This window comes from Streptomyces sp. NPDC059897 (assembly GCF_042730865.1).
Classification (GTDB): Bacteria; Actinomycetota; Actinomycetes; order Streptomycetales; family Streptomycetaceae; genus Streptomyces.
The window spans coordinates 86,742-105,660 of sequence record NZ_JBHWKQ010000021.1; the positions used below are offsets into that span (position 1 = coordinate 86,742).

The following is an 18,919-nucleotide window of genomic DNA, read 5'->3' on the forward strand; positions in this document are numbered from 1 at the left end:
TCCGGTCAGGCGGCTTCCGTCATCGGGCTGCACTTGATGCGGAAGTTGCCCGCAGGCGTGTAGCGGGGCTGTACGAGGAGGGGGGTGCGGTCGCGGCCCGTGACGGCGCTCTCGCGCACGGCGAAGACACGGGTCGGGTTGCGCACGTCGTGCAGGCGGCGGCCGAGCCGCATGGCGGGCAGCCCGTCCGCGCGCAGGACGACGTCCCACTGCTCGGGCCGGTCGCCGCGCGGTGTCATACGGTGGAGCGGCGCGGCCACCCGGAAGAGGCCGTCGTCGAGCCGGTCGACGGGTTCCTCGAGTCGCCTCCCGGAGGCGACGAACTCGACGCGCGTGCCCCGCGGTTCCGCTCCGACGACCCGGAAGAAGACCTCGACCTCGCTGTGCGAGACGGCGATACGGACCACCTCCGCCATGGGGCTCGGCGGGCTGCACTCGAGCCGGGCACTGCCGGTCACGGTGCGGCCGAGCCGGTAGCGGGCGCCGGTGACGCCGGACACCTGCATGGGGCGGGTGGGCCCCCCGTAGGGCTTGGGCATGTCCACCAGGAGGAGGGAGAGGCTCTTGCGGCGGGCCCCCTCCGACAGGCGCAGGCGGATGTCCCAGTGCCCCGTGTCGACCGCTAGGCCTCCGACCTCCTGGCCGAGAAGGATCGCCGCGTCCATCGCGACGGCGCCGTCGTGGTCGGTGTAGACACGGGCGGGGGCGGTGCGCCGGACGCCCTTGCGGAGGAGTTCGATGCGGGCGCCGTCGTCCGGCCCGGCCCAACGCGGCAGTCGGGCATGCAGGTTGACGGTCTGGCCGTCGAGGACCGCTGCGTACCGGAGAACGGCCGCGCGCTGCCCGCGCCAGGGCAGGAAGAGCCTGCGCAGCAGGGCGGACCGCGCCCGGCGGCGCAGTGCGCTCAGCCTGCGCCGGGCCGTGCGCAGGGGACGGGGGCGCTTCACCGAACGGCTCCGTCGACAGCGGGGACATACGGTTCGGCCTGGGCGTAGCCATCCGTGCCGGGCGGCGCGTCGAGCGGCGCGGGTCCCGTCGCCCGGCGGTCCGTGAGGCGGTTCGGGCCCGTCGTGCCGGGCGGCAGCTCGAACCTGCTCGGTACCGGGAAGTAGCGCTCCAGGAACGAACGCACCATGAGCTCCTGCGCCTCGGGGTCCGCGTGCCCGACAGTGTCGTTCAGGCAGAAGCTGTCGAAGTTGCGGCGGGCGAGCAGCCCGTCGAGGCGGCGCCCCGCCAACTCGGCCGCGAGGTCGATGTACTGGTACCGCAGGCTTCCCGTGGTCGCTCGGCCCGTATGGAAGCCGTAGTAGTGGTGCAGGGACGAGGCGATCGGGACGTCCTGGGGGGAACGGAACCGGGAGTACTGGGTGTGGCGGTGCTCGTGCCCGTACACCAACTCGATGTCGGCCAGGACGCTGCGGCGCAGCGGGTGCGGCGTGTGCTTCATCTTCTGGGCGATACGAGTGCCGAAGGACCGCTCGATGAGAGCCCGGCTGTTCTTGCCCGCGGCGTTCACCGGCAGGTCGTCGCCGTCCGTGGGACCACTCGGCACGAGCGCCTTGGACTGGAAGAACTTGCTCAGTCCGTTGGGGTGGAAGAAGTGACCGACGGAGAGCGGGCGTCCGAGGAACACGTCGTCGTTGAGGTAGAGGAAGTGCTCGGACAGGCCGTCGATGTGGTGCAACTGGCTCTCGATGGCGTGCGAATTGAAGGTCGGCAGCGCCGAGGGCTCGGAGAAGATCTCACGGTGGTCGACGACCCGCAGCCCCGGCACGTCGGTGTCGAGCCACGCCGGCACCTGCCCCGCGGTGACCAGGTACACGGTGCGCACCCACGGTGCGTACTGGTGCAACGACCGCAGGGAGTAGCGCAGTTCGTCACGGCTGGTGAAGCGGGCGTCGTTCGCGGCCTGGGAGTGCAGGCGCTGGGCCGGGACTCCGCCCAGGCGTCCCGAGCGGACGGCATCACGCTCGGCCGACCACACCGGGTCGGAGTCGTCGACCCAGGTGTAGACGACGTCGACGGGGAAGAGGTGATCCTCCGGCAGCGGCTGCGTGAACTCGGACACGGTGCGCGTGACACCGGTCGAGTAGGCGCCGGGGATGAGGGCGAACAGTGCCTGCGGCACGGTGTGGCGGGGTGCGTCGGCCGGCACCTGTTCGACGACCCGGTTGGCGCGCGGAGCCTCGAGCAGACCATCGCGCTCGGTCCAGAACTCCAGTTCGCAGCCCTGGTCGGCACCGAAGACGAGTTCCTGCGTGGGGTCGGTGACGTACCAGGCGACGCGCAACGTCCGTTCCTTGCGCAGTTGGCGCCAGGACTTGCCCTCGTCTCCGGGCTGCATGGCGGACGCGGACGCCGTGGCGCCTCCGATGTAGCCCGGGGTCTCCTCGAAGGCGAGCTTGAGGATGTCTTCCGCGGCCTTGCGCAGCTTCGCGGGGACCGCGACCGTCGGCACGTCCTGGGCGGCGCCGCGCACGCAGAAGTGGTCGATCTGCCCGGCCTCCAGGGCCGCGACCAGGATGTGCAGGTTGCGGGCGCGGGCCGCCCACGCCGTGGCGCCCTCGACGAGCAGGGCCCGCATGTGCCGTCGCCCGACGCGCACCACGCGGTACACGGCTGCCGCGCTGTGCCGGGGCGCCTTGCGGCGGCCGCCCATCGCCCAGACGACGGTCGCGGAGCGTGCGGCGTCGACCGAGGTGAGCGAGGACTTCACGGCTGAGCGCAGCGGTGTGGGAACCGAGCGCACGATGCGTCTTCGCGCCCCGTTCGGTACCACCGCCCGGTACGCCGAGACCAACGACGCCGCCTCTGGATTACCGGAACCGACCACCAGGCATCCACCATCCATGCCACCGCGGTCAGGCCAGACCGCCCCCTGTCCCAAACGAACCGCCGACACCGACGGTCCGACCTGCCCCCCTACCCGAACAAGTCACAAAACTTTCACATGTTGACCATTTAAAGTCCAGACAAAGGTTGGGACAAATCGCTACTTGGCCTGTGATGTATCCGACCGGACCCCAGTACAACCTTTTCGTCGCTCAGCCGACGGACTGCCAGTGCGGGGACAGCGAGAGCCCCGGTCCGGCGTCCTGTCGGGCGACCCGCAGGACGCCGTCGGCGCCGAGGACGGCAACGACGATCCGGCCGAAGGCGTCCAGTGCGAGGGCGGGGTTCGCCGCGCAGTTCACGCCGGTGTCCTGCCACCACACACCCTGGTGCTCGCCCTCGGTGCCGCAGGCGCCCATGAGGAGCGTGCCGCCCGTGCCACGGTGCGCGAGAACCGTGCAGTCGTAGCCGTCCAGCGGAGCCCGCACGGCCGCGACGGCTCCCGCACCGGGTGCTCCGCCCAGCGGCACCGGCCAGGCGCCGGCCCTGAAGGCGACGACTCCTCCCGTGTTGGGGTCTGTCCAGAAGTACGTCAGCCGTCCCGGCGCCGTCTCCAACGTCGCACCGGAGCCCTCCACCGCGTAGATCTGCAGCAGTTGCCCCGGCCCGAACGGCCCGTCGGGCGCCTCCTGCCGCCACTGCAGCACGCCACGCTCGGTGGGGACCAGGACCTCCACGAACCCGTTCGACGTCGCAGCGGGCACGGGCCCGTCGGCGAGCCTTGCACCCTTGAGGTCCTGCCAGGCACCCCAGCCGCCGTCCGGCCGCTCGCGGCGCAGCTGCAGTCCGCCGCCCGCGTTGCGCACGAACACGAAGACCGTCCCACGCGCGTCCACGACTCCGGCCGGGACTCCGACCAGCCGGCCGCGCTCGGCACCCCGGTACGGGTTGCCGAGGGATCGCCACTCGGTGACCGGGCGGCCCGTCTGGTACTGGATGGCGTGCACGATGTCCACGCCGGGGCCCTCGGCGTCCGGCCGGTCCCGGCGGCCGAGGAAGTGCACGTACGAGTCGGCGCCCTGCACGATCGTCAGATCGGTCAAGTCCTCGACCCGGAAGAAGTCGGGACCTGTCCACTCCGGCCCGCCCGGGCGCTCCTCCGTCCATCGCAACAGACCGTCGCGGGCAGTCGCGTACAGGGTGAGCCTGCCGTCCTTGCCGACGGTCAGCCACCGGCCCCGCGGCGTCCCGGAAGGCCGGGGTTCCGTCTCGGCCGAGCCCATGGGCCGGTCAACGACCTCCGTGCGTGCGGTTCTTCGTCCCATGCCGCTCGTCACCTCCTCGCCTGCGGATGTCGGGCACACCAGCCCTCCCACGCCGACGCGACCATCGAGCGCGCGTCGTGTCGTGCGCTCCAGCCGAGCTCCGCACGAACGCGGCCGGCGGTGGCCACGACGCGGGTCGGGTCGCCTGGGCGGCGCGGGGCGCTCACCGGCGTGGCGTCGGCCCCGTATCCGGTCACCTCACCGATCAGCTCGATCATCTGGCGCACCGAAACGCCCTCGCCGCGGCCGATGTTGACCGTCAGGTCCGTGCCGGGAGCGCGGGCGGCCAGGGCGCGGGCAGCGGCCAGGTGGGCCGATGCGATGTCGACGACGTGGATGAAGTCCCGTACGCAGGTGCCGTCCTCCGTGGCGTAGTCGTCGCCGAAGATCACCGGCGCCTCTCCCTGCGTGAGCTTCTCGAAGACCATCGGAACCAGGTTGAACACGCCGGTGTCGGCGAGTTGCACGTCGGCGGCGCCCGCGACGTTGAAGTAGCGCAGCGAGGCCGTGGCCATCCCGTGGGCTCGGCCCGCCGCCCGCACCATCCACTCGCCGGCCAGTTTGGTCTCGCCGTAGGGATTGATGGGCGCGCAGGGAGTGTCCTCCGTGACGAGTGCGACGTCGGGCATGCCGTAGACGGCAGCGGAGGAAGAGAAGAGGAAGTTCCGTACGCCGCGATCGGCTGCGGCCCCCAGCAGAGTCTGCAGGCCGTGCACGTTCTCCTCGTAGTAGTACAGGGGGTGCTCCACGGACTCGGCGACCTGCTTCTTCGCGGCGAGGTGGACCACGCCGGTCACCCCGTACTCGTCAAGCGCCCTGCGCAGCGAACCCCCGTCGAGCGTGGACGCCTTGACGAAGGGCACATCGTCGGGGACCCGGGAAACGTCCCCCGTCGACAGGTCGTCATAGACAACGACCTGCTCACCGGCCCCAGTCATGGCACGGACCACATGCGCCCCGATGAACCCCGCACCACCAGCGATCAACCATGTCATGCGTGCATACTATTCCTTCACTCAAACTTCTGAACTTGGCCACGATGTGGTCACATCTCTAGCACTTTCGGGCGAATTCACGTCTATAGTGCTGCGGCAGCCCCCAGCACCTTGCGGACCGGCTCTCCCCCCACCCGAGTCCTCACACCGAACGCCCGCCCCACGGGCACGACTTACAAGGACTCAGGCACGATGAGCCACGCCTCCACCACTCCGCGCCGCAGCCCGGCTCCCGCACCACGTGATCGTCGCAAACCGAAGAAGGCGAAGACCCGCGGCAAGCGCGTGCGCAGGATCATCCTGTGGACCCTGCTGGTTCTCGTGCTCGCCGCAGGCGGCACCGGCTACTGGCTCTACAGCGACCTCAACGGCAACATCGACGGCGTCGACCTCGACAAGGCGATCGGCGGGGACCGGCCCGAGAAGCTTCCGACGTCGGGGCAGAACATTCTGGTGCTCGGGTCCGACTCGCGGTCCGGGGCCAACGCCTCGCTCGGGACCGGCAAGGTCGCCGGGGCCCGGTCCGACACCGCGATGGTGCTGCACATCCCCGAGGGGCGGTCCCGGGCGACCGCCGTGAGCATTCCGCGCGACACCCTTGTGACCCGGCCGGGGTGCACCAAGGCGGACGGGACGAAGACTCCGTCGGCGGACCGCGTGATGTTCAACTCCGTGTACTCGCTCGCCGGTCCGGCCTGTGTCGTGAAGACCGTCGAGGCGATGTCGGGCGTGCGCATGGACCACTTCGTGGAGATCGACTTCGCCGGGTTCAAGGGCCTCGTCGACGCCATCGGCGGGGTGAGCGTCACCGTCGACAAGGCGATCCACGACAAGTCCAGCGGGCTCGACCTCGAGGCCGGTACGCATAAGCTGGACGGCACCGAGTCGTTGGCCTTCGTGCGGACCCGGCACGGCGTCGGCGACGGTTCCGACCTCGGGCGCATCGGGCTGCAGCAGCAGTTCATGATCGCCCTGTTGAGCGAGATCAAGCAGCAGGACCTGCTGGGCAGCCCCACCAAGACGTACAAGATCGCGGACAGCCTCACCGCGTCGCTCACGACCGACGACGGGCTCGCCTCGCTCACCAAGCTCGCCACGTTCGGGCGGAGCATGCGGGGCGTCGACCCGGCGAGCATGGAGACGATCATGCTTCCGGTCGCGTACGACAAGGCCGACCCCAACCGGGTCGTGGCCGCGCAGCCGCAGGCCGACACGTTGTGGAAGGCGATCCGCGGTGACCGCGAGATCCCCGAGTCGGCGAAGAAGTCCCCGGCGCAGGGCGGCTGAGCGAGAGCCGACTACATCCGGCCCCGGCCCGCGTGGGCGCGTTCGTACACCACCGCCCCGTCCACCCGGCCCACTTCGCGATACCCACCCAGGATGCGCCTCAGCGACCCCACCCGCCCCGGCCCATACCCCTCCCCCCGCGAATCATCGACGATCACCGCCGGTGGCCGGCCCCGGAGCTCCGCCCGGAACGTGGGCCAGCCCCCCGGGACCCCGTACCGCTCCCCCACCTTGCCGCCGTCCCGGCCCCCGCTGTAGTTGGTCAGCAGGCCCGCCGTCAGGAAGCGGGATGCCGGGGTGCGGTGGGAGAGCCAGTACGTTTCCGGGTGCATGCCCCAGATCAGGACCCGGTCGTCCGGGGACGTGTGCTCGCGCACGGTCGCGGCCACCCGTTGCGCGTGGGTCAGTTCGGTGCGGGGTGCCAGCAGGCCCCAGGTGAGGAACAGGGTGCCGCAGCATGCCGTGGCGAGGAGGGAGCGGCGCAGGTGTTCCCGGGGGAGGACGTGGAGCGCCAGCGTCGCCAACAGGGCCAGGGGCGGCAGCAGTTGGAGGTAGTAGTGGCCGAAGAAGTGGAAGCCGGTCGCTACCGCCACGGACGATGACGCGAGCCACAGCCACAGGTCGGCGCAGCCCGTCCGCGCGATGCGCAGCACCCGGGCGATCGGCGGGAGCACGCCCGCGCAGGCGAACGACAGGATCGCCGCGTTCGTCAAACCCCGTAGGAGTACGTGGAGTTCGGAGCCGGTGATCGAGGCGTACGCGCCCGAGCCCGTCACCGTCCAGAAGAGGAAGCCCGTGGGGTTCGTCGCCAGTGCGGCGGCCGCGATCGGTGCGAAGACGCCAAGGGTGCAGCGCAGCAGGCCAGTTCGTGGCCGGCCCGCCCGCCACAGCATCCACAGCGCCGGCACCAGCACCGCTCCCCCGGTCTGCTTCGCCAGGAACGCGCCCGCGATCGCGATCCCGCACAAGACCCATCTGCGGCGGTCCGCGCACCACATCGCCGCCGCCGTCCACGGCAGCATGAAGACCTCGAAGGTCGCGGCCTGCGTGTCCTCCGGGTTGAGGCCGATGGACAGCACGACGTACAGGACACCCGCCGTGACGCCCGCCCTGTCGCCCCAGCGGCCGCGCGCCAGCGACGCCAGGAACGCCGCCGTCACCACGTGCGCCGCCACCGCGCACACCCGCACCGGCGTGAGCGAGTCGGAGCCGAAGAGAGCGAACACCGCCTCGTAGAGCCAGGGGACGAGTGGGGGTTTGCGGTCGACGACCGTCTCGTAGAGCGTGCCGCCGTGCGCCAGTATCCGCGCCTGGACGGCGAGGTAGCCCTCGTCCGGATTCCAGAGCGGGCGGGTGAAGGAGGGGGCGCGGGTGGCGCAGGTCAGGGCCGTGAGGGTGAGGAGCAGGCGGGGCCAGTAGCGGGAGCCGCGTATCGAGGGGCGGGCGCGGTGCCGGGGTGCGTACGGCGGTCGGGACGGGGGCGCCTCGGTGAGCATGGCGCAAAACTATCCGCCCTCGTATGTCCCGTTTGGGGAGGACATGCGAGGGCGGAGGGGACGGCGGAGTACGGACTACCGCGCGTTGCCGCGTGCCGCGCGGCTGTGGCGGCGGCCGTAGACGAAGTAGATCACCACGCCCACCGCCATCCACACCGCGAACCGCAGCCACGTCTCCACCGACAGGTTCAGCATCAGCCACACCGAGCACGCCACCGAGGCGATGGGCAGGAGCGGCACCCACGGGGCCTTGAAGGCGCGCGGGAGGTCGGGGCGGGTGCGGCGCAGGATGAGGACGCCGAGGGCCACCACGACGAAGGCGAACAGGGTGCCGATGTTGACCAGTTTGGAGAGTTCTTCGAGGGAGATGAAGCCGGCGACGAGGGCCGTCAGGAGGCCGAGGATGATCGTTGAGCGGTACGGGGTGCGGAACTTGGGGTGGACCGCGCTGAAGACCGGCGGCAGCAGTCCGTCGCGGCTCATCGCGAAGAAGACGCGGCTCTGGCCGAGCAGCAGGATCATGCAGACGGTCGTCAGGCCGATCACCGCGCCGAACGAGATCAGGCCCGCCCAGAACGGGTGGCCGACCGACTTGAACGCCTCCGCCAGCGGGGCGCCCGGGTCCAGGTCCTTGTAGTTCTGCATGCCGGTGACGACCGCCGCCACGGCCACGTACAGCACCGTGCAGATCGCGAGGGAGCCGAGGATGCCGCGCGGGACGTCCTTCTGCGGGTTGCGGGTCTCCTCGGCCGCGGTCGCCACCACGTCGAAGCCGATGAACGCGAAGAAGACGACGGCCGCGGCGGTGAAGATGCCCATCACGCCGAAGCTGGAGGGGGTGAAGCCGGCGATGCCTTCGAGGAGCGTGGCGCTCAACCCTGAACCGCTCTTGTTGTCCTGGGCGGGCGGGATGTACGGGGTGTAGTTGCTGGACTTGATGAAGAAGGCGCCCACCGCGATCACGATCAGGACGACCGTGACCTTGATGGCCACGACCACCGACGTCACCCAGGCGGACAGCTTCATGCCGACCACGACGACCAGCATCACCGCGACGACCAGCAGGAACGCGGCGATGTTGAAGCTGAAGCCGTCCTGGCCCGAGCCCGGGCCCTGGAGCGCCGCGGGGAGCGGGATGCCCCAGCTGTCCAGCAGGGACTGTACGTAGCCGGACCAGCCGACGGAGACCGTCGCGCAGCCGAGCGCGAGTTCGAGGATCAGGTCCCAGCCGATGATCCACGCGGGGAACTCGCCTAGTGAGGCGAAGGCGAAGGTGTACGCCGATCCGGCGACCGGGACCGTCGAGGCGAACTCCGCGTAGCAGAGTGCCGCGAGGGCGCAGACCACGGCGGCGACGACGAAGGAGATGGTCACGGCGGGGCCCGCGTAGTCCGTGGCGGCCGTGCCGGTGATGACGAAGATGCCCGAGCCGATGACGACGCCGACGCCGAAGACGGTGAGGTCGAGGGCGGAGAGGGTCTTCTTGAGCTTGTGCTCGGGTTCCTCGGTGTCCTGGATGGACTGCTCGATGGACTTGGTCCGGAACAGGCCGTTGCGGCTCCGCTCCGGGCCCGTGTCTGGCGTGGTGCTCACCGGCTACCTCCGTAGGCTTCTTCGTCCCATGATCGAGACGAGTGGCCTTCGGCGCGCGGGTGAATCCTGCTTATTCATACGAATGGGGCCGAGCGGGCCCCCTTATGGGGGACCGGTCGGCCCCATATCAGGCGCCTGCGGCGATTGAGCCAATCAAGCCCCGCCGGCGATTGAGGCGCAGGGGCTTAATTTGCCTCAGTCCCGCGCCGGCTCCACCGTGGCCGACGGAGTCTCCTCGTAGCGGCCGTCCAGCTTGGAGACGAGGCCCGTGACCTGGCGGGCGATGTCGGGCGCCGTGAGGCCGATCTCGGCCATGATCTCCTTGCGGGAGGCGTGCTCCAGGAAGCGCGGCGGGATGCCGAAGTCGCGCAGCGGGACGTCGACGCCCGCGTCGCGCAGCGCCTGCGCGATGGACGAACCGACGCCGCCCACGCGGGAGTTGTCCTCGACCGTGACGACCACGCGGTGGCGCTCGGCCAGCGGGGCCATCGCCTCGTCGACCGGCTTGACCCAGCGGGGGTCGACGACGGTCGTCGTGATGCCCTGCTTGTCGAGGAGGTCGGCGATCTCCAGGCACATCGGGGCGAGCGCGCCGACGGAGACCAGGAGCACGTCCGGCTTCTCGGACTTCGGCTCACGCAGCACGTCCATGCCGCCCACCTTGCCGACCGACTCGACGGCCGGGCCGACCGCGCCCTTGGAGTAGCGGACGACCGTGGGGGCGTCCGACACCTGCACCGCTTCGCGGAGCTGCGCGCGGACCTGGTCGGCGTCGCGCGGCGCGGCGATCCGGACGCCGGGGACGACCTGGAGGAGGGACATGTCCCACATGCCGTTGTGCGAGGCGCCGTCGGTGCCGGTGATGCCCGCCCGGTCCAGGACGAAGGTGACGCCGCACTTGTGCAGGGCGACGTCCATCAGGAGCTGGTCGAAGGCGCGGTTGAGGAACGTCGCGTAGACCGCGAAGACCGGGTGCAGGCCGCCCTGGGCGAGGCCCGCCGCGCTGGTCGCCGCGTGCTGCTCGGCGATGCCGACGTCGTAGACCCGCTCGGGGAACTCCTCGGCGAACTTCTTCAGGCCGACCGGCTGGAGCATCGCGGCGGTGATCGCCACGATGTCCTCGCGCTCGCGGCCGAGCTTCACCATCTCGTCGCCGAATACGGAGGTCCAGTCGGCGCCGGAGGCCTTGATGGGCAGGCCCGTGTCGGGGTGGATGGGGCCGATGCCGTGGAAGCGGTCGGCCTCGTCCTGGAGGGCGGGCTTGTAGCCGCGGCCCTTCTCGGTGAGGCAGTGCACGATGACGGGGCCGCCGAAGCGCTTGGCGCGGGTAAGGGCCGATTCGAGCGCCTCGATGTCGTGGCCGTCGATCGGGCCCACGTACTTCAGGCCGAGGTCCTCGAACATGCCCTGCGGGGCGATGAAGTCCTTGAGGCCCTTCTTGGCGCCGTGCAGCGTCTCGTAGAGGGGCTTGCCGACGACCGGGGTGCGCTCCAGGAGGTCCTTGCCGCGGGCCAGGAAGCGCTCGTAGCCGTCCGTGGTGCGCAGGGTCGCCAGGTGGTTGGCGAGGCCGCCGATCGTGGGCGCGTAGGAGCGCTCGTTGTCGTTCACGACGATCACCAGCGGGCGGTCCTTGGCCGCGGCGATGTTGTTCAGCGCCTCCCAGGCCATGCCGCCGGTGAGGGCGCCGTCGCCGATGACCGCGACGACGTGGTCGTCGCGCTCCTGGATCTCGTTCGCCTTCGCCAGGCCGTCGGCCCAGCCGAGGACCGTCGAGGCGTGGCTGTTCTCGATCACGTCGTGCTCGGACTCGGCCTGCGACGGGTAGCCGGACAGGCCGCCCTTCTGCTTCAGCTTGGCGAAGTCCTGGCGGCCGGTGAGCAGCTTGTGCACGTAGGACTGGTGGCCGGTGTCCCACAGGACCTTGTCCTGGGGGGACTCGAAGACGCGGTGCAGGGCGATCGTCAGCTCGACGACGCCGAGGTTCGGGCCGAGGTGGCCGCCGGTCTTGGAAACCGCGTCGACGAGGAAGGTCCGGATCTCGCCTGCCAGCTGGTCCAGCTGCTCCAGGCTGAGCCGGTCCAGATCGCGCGGTCCCGTGATGCGGGTCAGCAGCGGCACCCGTGCCTCCTTGCGTAGAGCTGTGAGTAGCTGGTTGAGCTGTCGAGCTTGTCGGGCCTGTCGAGTCTAATGTTCCGTCACTGAAAGCGGCGGCCGGGCCGTGCGTTCCTCGTCACGCCCTCGTCACGAAACGGAACCAGGTGCACGGCCCGTACGCAGGACTGTGCCCGGCGTCACCATTGACGCCGGGCACAGTCGGTCCTGGCCAGAAGGGGTCCGACAGCCGTCAGGGCCTGTCCGGCGGCCCTTGCCGGAGCCGCGGGCCCTGGCACGCACATCTGCGGCATTGTCGTCGGTTGCCGACGCTCCGCGTCGACGCCCTCCTCCGCCTTGCAGCTGCACGCACCAGACCCCGCTTGGCTGGACCGAATGGGTGTGGCCACCCGGTCCAGCCAGACCCGCCGGAAGGGCCCTAGGCGCGGCCGGCCGTCTTCTGGGTCTTACGGGTGATCGAGTCGATGACGACCGTGGCGAGGAGCACACCGCCGGTGATCATGTACTGGATCGGGGTGGCGATGCCCTCAAGGGCGAGGCCGTACTGGATCGACGTGATCACCAGCACACCGAGCAGCGCGTTCCAGGTGCGGCCCCGGCCGCCGAAGAGGCTGGTGCCGCCGATGACGGCCGCGGCGATGACGTTCATCAGGAGGTCACCGGCGCCGGCGCTCTGGTTGGCCGCCGCGATCTTGGAGGCCCAGAAGAGGCCGCCGACCGCCGCGAACAGGCCCGCCAGGGAGAAGACCGAGATCCGGATCGCCGTGACGTTGATACCGGCACGCCGGGAGGCCTCGACGCTGCCGCCGAGCGCGTTGATCTTTCGGCCGTACGAGGTGCGGCGCAGCATGAAGTCGGTGCCGACGAGGACGATGCCGAACAGCAGCACCGCGAGCGGCAGGCCCTTGTACTGGTTGAAGATGATCGCGACGCCGAAGACGGCGATCGCGAGCAGCACCGTGCGCAGCACGATGTCGCTGAGCGGCCGGGACGGGATGCCCGCGGCCTCGCGGCGCTTGTTGCCGAGGAAGGTCGGCACGAAGTAGCCGAGGACCGCGACGACGGCGAGGCCGTAGGCGGCGGCGACGTCGGAGAAGTAGTACGTGGTGAGCTTGCCGACCACGCCGTCGCCGTCGATGTTGATCGTGCCGTTGGAGCCCAGGATCTGGAGCATGAAGCCGTTCCAGAACAGCAGGCCCGACAGCGTGACGGCGAACGCGGGGGCGCCGAGCCGTGCGAAGAAGAAGCCGTGCAGGGCGCCGATGACCGCGCCCGCGGCGAGCGAGACGAGGACCGCGAGCCACTCGTTCATCCCGTGCGTGACGCTGAGCACCGCGGTGATCGCCGAGGAGACACCGGAGACGGAGCCGACCGACAGGTCGATCTCGCCGAGCATCAGCACGAAGATGATGCCGACCGACATCATGCCCGTGGCGACCATCGCCACGAGGATGTTGTTGATGTTCTCCGCGCCCAGGAACGCGGAGTTCAGGCTCTGGAAGATCGCGCCGATGACGATCAGGCCGATGACGACCGGGATGGCGCCGAGGTCGCCGCCCTTGATCTTGCGCTTGAACTCGCCGACGTAGCCGGCGAAGCCCTGCTCGCGCACGAGGAGGCGGGGGTCGACGGCGGCCACGGCGGCGCCGGCGGCCGCTTCGGGGGCGTCCACGGGGGCGTTGGTCTTGTCGATGCTCACTTCTGAGCCTCCCCGTTCGCGCGCGCCGCACGTCGGGTCACGGCGTTGTCCGTGGCGCCGGTGATGGCGGAGATGACTTCTTCCTGGGACGTGCTCTTGACCTCGAACACGCCGTTGTTGCGGCCGAGCCGGAGGACCGCGACCTTGTCGGCGACGGCCTGCACATCGGCCATGTTGTGGCTGATGAGGATGACCGCGTGACCGCGCTCGCGCAGCCGCTCGACGAGGTCGAGGACCTGTGCGGTCTGCTCGACGCCGAGGGCGGCGGTCGGCTCGTCGAGGATCACCAGCTTGGGCTCGCCGAGCATGGAGCGGGCGATGGCGACGACCTGGCGCTGACCGCCGGAGAGCGAGGCGACCGGGATCCGCACACTGGGTATCCGGATCGACAGGGTCTCCAGCAGATCCTTTGCGCGGCGCTCCATCTCGACCTCGTCGAGGATGCCGCGCTTCTTGATCTCGCGGCCCAGGAACAGGTTGCCGACGACATCGATGTTGTCGCACAGCGAGAGGTCCTGGTAGACCGTCGCGATGCCCAGGTCCTGGGCGTCGTGCGGCCGGTTGACCGCGACGGCCTTGCCGTCCCACTCGATGACACCGTCATCGATGGGGTGCACGCCGGCGATCGTCTTGACCAGGGTGGACTTTCCGGCACCGTTGTCGCCGACCAGGGCGACCACCTCACCGGCGTGGACTTCAAGCTCTACGTCGGTGAGCGCCTGCACGGCACCGAATCGCTTGGAGACCCCGCGCAACGCCAGCACGGGCGTAGCGGACACGTGAACCATCTCCTTCACCGCCAAGGCCTGACCCGGCGGGAGGTTGAACTCAGAAGAATGAGGGGGGTGTTGGTGTTCCGTCCGGCGCCCGGCCGTTGAGCTTGCGGGGCTGTTGGCGGCGGGGCGCCGGACGTGCATCAGGGGCCCGTCAGGGCCGCGGGGGAGGCGGTTGCGCGCTCCCGGTTCGCTCGGGTTACTTCAGGCCGATCTTGTCGCAGGCCTTCTTGTACTTGGCCGTGCAGATGTCGTTGACCGTGTAGTAACCCTCCTTGATGACCGTGTCCTTGATGTTGTCCTGCGTCAGGGAGACGATCGGGACGATCACGGAGGGGATGCCCTTCTCGGTGCCGCTGTCGACCTTGGTGGTCTGCAGCGAGCTGTCGAGCTTGCCGTCCTTGGCGATCGAGACGGCCATCTTGGCGACGGTCTCGGCCTCCTGCGGGTACGACTTGAAGACCGACATGTACTGGTCGCCGGTCACGATGCGCTGCACACCGGCGAGCTCGGCGTCCTGGCCGGTGACCGGGGGAAGCTTGGAGACGCCCGCACCCTTGAGCGCGGTGATGATGCCGCCTGCGAGGCCGTCGTTGGCGGAGTAGACGCCGACGATCTTGTCCTTGCCGATCGCGGAGATCGCGCCTTCCATGTTCTGGTTGGCGTTCTCCGGCTTCCACTCCTTGGTGTCGTACTCCTTGGCGACCTTCACCTTGCCGTCGAGGACGGAGTGGGCGCCCTTCTTGAAGTCACCGGCGTTCGGGTCCGTGGCGGCACCGTTCATCATGACGATGCTGTTGCTCGGCTTGGCCTTGTCGCCCAGGGCCTTCAGGAGCGCCTTGCCCTGCTCCTTGCCGACCTCCTGGTTGTCGAAGGAGGTGTAGGCGGAGATCGGGCCCTCGGCCAGGCGGTCGTAGGCGACGACGGGGATGTCGGCGTCCTTGGCCTTCTTCACACCGCCGGCGACGGCCTTGGAGTCGACCGCGTCGAGGATCAGCACGTCCACCTTGTTGGTGATCATCGTGTCGATCTGCTGCGACTGGACGGACGCGTCCTGCTTGGCGTTGAGGTACTGGACCTTGCCCTTGCCATTCGTCAGCTTCTTGACCTGCTGCTCGATGATGGGCTTGTCGAACTTCTCGTAACGCGCGGTCTGGTTCTCCGGAAGGAGCAGGCCTATCTTCAGCGCGTCGGTCTTCTTGCCGGCGGTCTTGTCGCCCTCGTCCTTGGACTCCTTGGCACTTCCACAGGCGGCGAGAGACACGGCCATGGCGGTGGCACAAACAGCAACGGCGGCACGACGCATACGCGTGTTCACTTCAGAAACCTCCCTGACGAGGCCGCGTCGTTGCGGCCGAGGTGGCTGGAAGTCAACTCGGCCGCAACCGCAGCGTCAAGGAGTAAATCCTTAACGGGTTGGCAACGGTGTCATGCGTTCTCTAAGTGAAGGCAGGTGTGGCTGCGGGCACAGAGCCTGCACCGGAGCCGTCCAAAAGCATCGAATCGCCCATCTCGCTGAGCGCGAGGGCCAGGGCTCCGAGCACCTCCGCGCGGCCGCCCAACGCCCCCGGGAGGACCGAGAGTTGGCGTCCCGCGCTGGGGATCGCGTAGCGCCCCACGGACTCCCTGATGGGCCCCAGGACCAGCTCACCGGCCTCCGCCAGATCGCCGCCGAGCACGACCCGGCTGGGGTTGAGCAGGTTGCACAGGTTCGCGACGCCGGAGCCGATGTGCCGGCCCACGTCGGCGACGACGCGGCGGCAGCCGGGGTCCCCGTCGCGCGCGAGCCGGACGACCTTCTCCATCGTGAGGTCCGTGCCGTGGCTGGAGGTGAGCAGCGGCAGCACGTAGCGGGCCGCGGTGAAGGTCTCCAGGCAGCCGCGGTTGCCGCAGCGGCACACGGGACCCGACTCGTCGAGCGTGATGTGCCCGATCTCCCCCGCCGTGCCGCCAGGCCCGCGGTAGATCTTCCCGCTGATCACGAGGCCCGCGCCGACACCGCTGGCCACCTTGATGTACGCGAGGTCCTTCACGCCCCGGCCGCTGCCCCACACCAGCTCGCCGAGCGCGCCGAGGTTGGCGTCGTTGTCGACGTGCACGGGGACGCCGAGGCGCCGGGCCAGCTCCTCGGCGGGCTTGGTGCCGGACCAGCCCGGCAGGATCGAGGTGGAGCCGAGCGTGCCGCTCTCCACGTCGATGGGGCCCGGCACGCCGAGCCCGACGCCCGCGACCTTCGCCCGGTCCACGCCGGTGGCCACGATGAGGCGCTCGACCAGCTCTTCCGCCCGGTCGAAGCCCTGGGCGGCGGAGGCGTCCACGTCGAGCGGCTCGGACTCCTCGGCGAGCACCTGGTGGGCGAGGTTGCCGACCGCCACGCGCAGGTGGGTGTGGCCGAAGTCGACGCCGATCACGATGCCGGCGTCGCCGCTCAGGGAGACGCTGCGGGCCCTGCGGCCACCGGCGGACGTGGGCGTGACCTCGACCGTTCCGCCGTCCTTGAGCTCGCGGACGATGTTGGAGACCGTCGCGGCCGACAGGCCCGTCGCCCTCGCGATCTCCGCCTGCGTGAGCGACCCGGCAAGGCGTACGGCACGCACGACCCGCTCGAGATTGGCCCGGTGCAGCGAGGACTGCGACCCCGGAGTCTCCATTGACCCACCCTTAGTCCCTTGGCCCACGTCACCCTATGTGACCAGACCTTGTACAAGTTATGAACTCCAAACTCCGCTGAAGGTATCTCCGGCGTCAAGCCCTTGACGGAGATCGGTTCTTCCCGACGCCCGCAGGGGCCGGGCCCCGGAGAAGCCACTCTCCGGGTCCCGACCCCTGTCGGCGCGGCGGACGAACGTCAGCGGAAGGTGCCCTGCGACACCGATCCGGCGATCCGGCGCTGGAAGATGATGTATACGACCAGTACAGGCACGACCGTCACCACGATCGCCGCGAACAGCGCGCCGTAGTCGATGTCGTAGACCTGCGAGGACGCGTAGGCGGCCATCCCCTGGGTCAGCACCCACTTGTCCTGGTCGGTGTTGAGCGCCACCGGCAGCAGGAACTGGTTCCAGAGCCCCAGGAAGTTGAAGATCGCCACCGCGGCCATGCCCGGACTGGCCATCGGCAGCATCACCTGGAAGAACGCCCGCCAGTCCCCGGCACCGTCGATCAGCGCGGCCTCGTACACGTCGTGCGGCAGCGACCGGAAGAACGCGTAGAGGAAGAACACCGTGAACGGCAGCGCGAACGCGACATAGGTGAGGATCAGTCCCGGCCGGGTGTTCAGCAGCCCGAAGTTCTGGAGCTGGAAGAAGAGCGGCACGATCGCCAGGAAGACCGGGAAGGTCAGTCCGGCCAGCATCAGGTAATAGATCACCCGGCGCCCGGGGAATTCGAACCGGGCCAGGATGTAGGCGCACATCGCGCCCAGCAGCATCACCAGGAACAGCGCGGAGACAACGACGATCACCGAATTCAGGAAGAACTTCCCGATGTTCGCGTCGGTCCACGCGTTCACGTAGTTCTCGACCCGCCAGTGACCCGGCAGCTCGAACGGTGACGAAAGGATCTCGCCGGTCGACTTGAACGACGACATCAGCACCCACAGCATCGGCACGATGACGATCACCGACCACAGGATCAGCAATCCGTGCGAGAACACCGCGAACCTGCGGTCGCTGCTCACGACGGCCTTCGTCAGCTTCCGGTCGCTCGCCGGCTTCCGGGCGGTGGCTATGGCGCTCACCGGGCACCTCCCTTTGCTCCGGCACGCCGGGCCTTCGTTCCACGCGGCGCCTTCTGCTTGCCCTCGCTCTCGCCGCCGCCGGTCAGGCGGTTGACGGTGAACACCAGCGCCGCGAACACCAGGGTGACGACGGCGAGGACGACGCCCATCGCGGTGGCGACGCCGAACTGCTGCTTGGTGAAGGCCATGTGGTACAGCCGCTGACTGATCGTCAGGGTCGAGTTGGCGGGGCCACCGTTCGGCAACAGCGCCTGTACGTAGACGAATGCGTCGAGCGCGGCGATGCCCAGGTAGATGTACGCCGTCTGCACGCTGTCCCGGATCGCCGGCAGGGTGATCGAGATCGTCATCCGGAACCGGCCGGCCCCGTCGATCCTGGCCGCCTCGTACAGCTCGGCGGGGACTCCCTTGATCGCGGCGATGAAGAGCACCGCGTAGAACCCGACGAGCCCCCAGACGAAGACGAACATCAGGGCCGGCATGGCCGTCGACGTCTCGCCCAGCCAGGCGAATTCCTTGAAGCCGTCGAGGCCGAGCGAGGTCAGGAGACCGTTGACCAGACCGGCGTTCGGGTCGAACATCTGCGCCCAGATCAGGCCGACGATGATCGCCGGCACGACGTACGGGAAGAACGAGATGATCCGGTAGAAGGAGGCGGACCCGATCCCCCGGACCGGGCCGATGCTGGGTCCGCCCAGGGTGATGGCCACCGCGACCGCGAGCGCGAGCGACAACGTGATCAGCGGTACGAAGGCGGCCAGCAGCGCGACGTTGGTCAAGGCCTTCAGGAAGATGTCGTCCTGGAAGATCTTGACGAAGTTGTCGAGCCCGACGAAGTCGTAATCCGGGCTGAAACCACGCCAGTTCGTCATCCCCCAGAAGATCGCCTGGACGAACGGGTACAGGACGAACAGCACGAAGACGGCCAGCGGGACACCGAGGAACGCGAGGAAGAACGTCACCCGGTCGAACGTGAGCTTGCGGCGTCGGGGACGCCCGCCGCGAGCGGCCGGCGTGGGCCGGTCGCTCGCGGCTGCGGATTTGGAGATCGTGTCACTCATGGCGGTG

At 69.4% G+C, this 18,919-nt stretch carries 14 protein-coding genes; 1 reads left to right on the plus strand and 13 read right to left on the minus strand.

The features are described from left to right. Positions 1–5 precede the first annotated feature (5 nt). From ACFV9W_RS23195 to galE, 4 genes are all read right to left on the minus strand, one after another. Positions 6–947, minus strand: coding sequence for a hypothetical protein (locus ACFV9W_RS23195; protein ID WP_385763856.1), 942 nt, complete (start codon positions 945–947; stop codon positions 6–8). After that, positions 944–2,833: a stealth family protein gene (locus ACFV9W_RS23200; RefSeq protein ID WP_385763857.1), complete on the minus strand. Its 1,890-nt coding sequence runs from the start codon at positions 2,831–2,833 to the stop codon at positions 944–946. Before ACFV9W_RS23200 ends, ACFV9W_RS23195 begins: the two co-directional genes overlap by 4 nt. A 211-nt stretch (positions 2,834–3,044) precedes the next feature. After that, a complete protein-coding gene (locus tag ACFV9W_RS23205) occupies positions 3,045–4,157 on the minus strand; it encodes a hypothetical protein (RefSeq protein ID WP_385763859.1) in 1,113 nt (370 codons plus the stop codon). A gap of 8 nt (positions 4,158–4,165) precedes the next feature. Then, positions 4,166–5,152 carry a UDP-glucose 4-epimerase GalE gene (galE, locus tag ACFV9W_RS23210; protein ID WP_385763861.1) on the minus strand — a complete coding sequence of 329 codons (987 nt, stop codon included), beginning with the start codon at positions 5,150–5,152 and terminating at the stop codon, positions 4,166–4,168. Between the two features lie 192 nt (positions 5,153–5,344). Here galE and ACFV9W_RS23215 point away from each other — a divergent pair, with 192 nt between their 5' ends. Then, complete coding sequence (locus ACFV9W_RS23215; RefSeq protein WP_385763863.1) at positions 5,345–6,439, plus strand: LCP family protein; 1,095 nt, start codon at positions 5,345–5,347, stop codon at positions 6,437–6,439. An 11-nt stretch (positions 6,440–6,450) separates the two neighbouring features. On the opposite strand, the gene ACFV9W_RS23220 is transcribed toward ACFV9W_RS23215, so the two are convergent. From ACFV9W_RS23220 to ACFV9W_RS23260, 9 genes are all read right to left on the minus strand, one after another. Continuing rightward, positions 6,451–7,935, minus strand: a complete 1,485-nt coding sequence (locus ACFV9W_RS23220) for an ArnT family glycosyltransferase (RefSeq protein WP_385763865.1) — start codon at positions 7,933–7,935, stop codon at positions 6,451–6,453. Between the two features lie 75 nt (positions 7,936–8,010). Then, positions 8,011–9,528 (minus strand): amino acid permease, encoded by a 1,518-nt coding sequence (locus tag ACFV9W_RS23225; RefSeq protein ID WP_385763867.1) that lies wholly within the window; start codon positions 9,526–9,528, stop codon positions 8,011–8,013. A gap of 195 nt (positions 9,529–9,723) precedes the next feature. Then, positions 9,724–11,646: a 1-deoxy-D-xylulose-5-phosphate synthase gene (gene dxs, locus ACFV9W_RS23230; RefSeq protein WP_385763869.1), complete on the minus strand. Its 1,923-nt coding sequence runs from the start codon at positions 11,644–11,646 to the stop codon at positions 9,724–9,726. A 412-nt stretch (positions 11,647–12,058) separates the two neighbouring features. Continuing rightward, positions 12,059–13,339 carry a sugar ABC transporter permease gene (locus ACFV9W_RS23235; RefSeq protein ID WP_385763871.1) on the minus strand — a complete coding sequence of 427 codons (1,281 nt, stop codon included), beginning with the start codon at positions 13,337–13,339 and terminating at the stop codon, positions 12,059–12,061. Beyond that, on the minus strand, positions 13,336–14,127 hold the full coding sequence (locus ACFV9W_RS23240) for an ATP-binding cassette domain-containing protein (RefSeq protein ID WP_385763873.1): 792 nt from the start codon (positions 14,125–14,127) through the stop codon (positions 13,336–13,338). Before ACFV9W_RS23240 ends, ACFV9W_RS23235 begins: the two co-directional genes overlap by 4 nt. 184 nt (positions 14,128–14,311) lie before the next feature. Beyond that, positions 14,312–15,430 carry a sugar ABC transporter substrate-binding protein gene (locus ACFV9W_RS23245; RefSeq protein ID WP_385763875.1) on the minus strand — a complete coding sequence of 373 codons (1,119 nt, stop codon included), beginning with the start codon at positions 15,428–15,430 and terminating at the stop codon, positions 14,312–14,314. A 121-nt stretch (positions 15,431–15,551) separates the two neighbouring features. After that, entirely contained in the window at positions 15,552–16,763 is a 1,212-nt protein-coding gene (locus ACFV9W_RS23250) for an ROK family protein (RefSeq protein ID WP_385763877.1), read from the minus strand. 197 nt (positions 16,764–16,960) lie between these two features. Continuing rightward, positions 16,961–17,851: a carbohydrate ABC transporter permease gene (locus tag ACFV9W_RS23255; protein ID WP_385763879.1), complete on the minus strand. Its 891-nt coding sequence runs from the start codon at positions 17,849–17,851 to the stop codon at positions 16,961–16,963. Beyond that, positions 17,848–18,912 carry a carbohydrate ABC transporter permease gene (locus ACFV9W_RS23260; RefSeq protein WP_385763881.1) on the minus strand — a complete coding sequence of 355 codons (1,065 nt, stop codon included), beginning with the start codon at positions 18,910–18,912 and terminating at the stop codon, positions 17,848–17,850. Before ACFV9W_RS23260 ends, ACFV9W_RS23255 begins: the two co-directional genes overlap by 4 nt. Positions 18,913–18,919 lie beyond the last annotated feature (7 nt).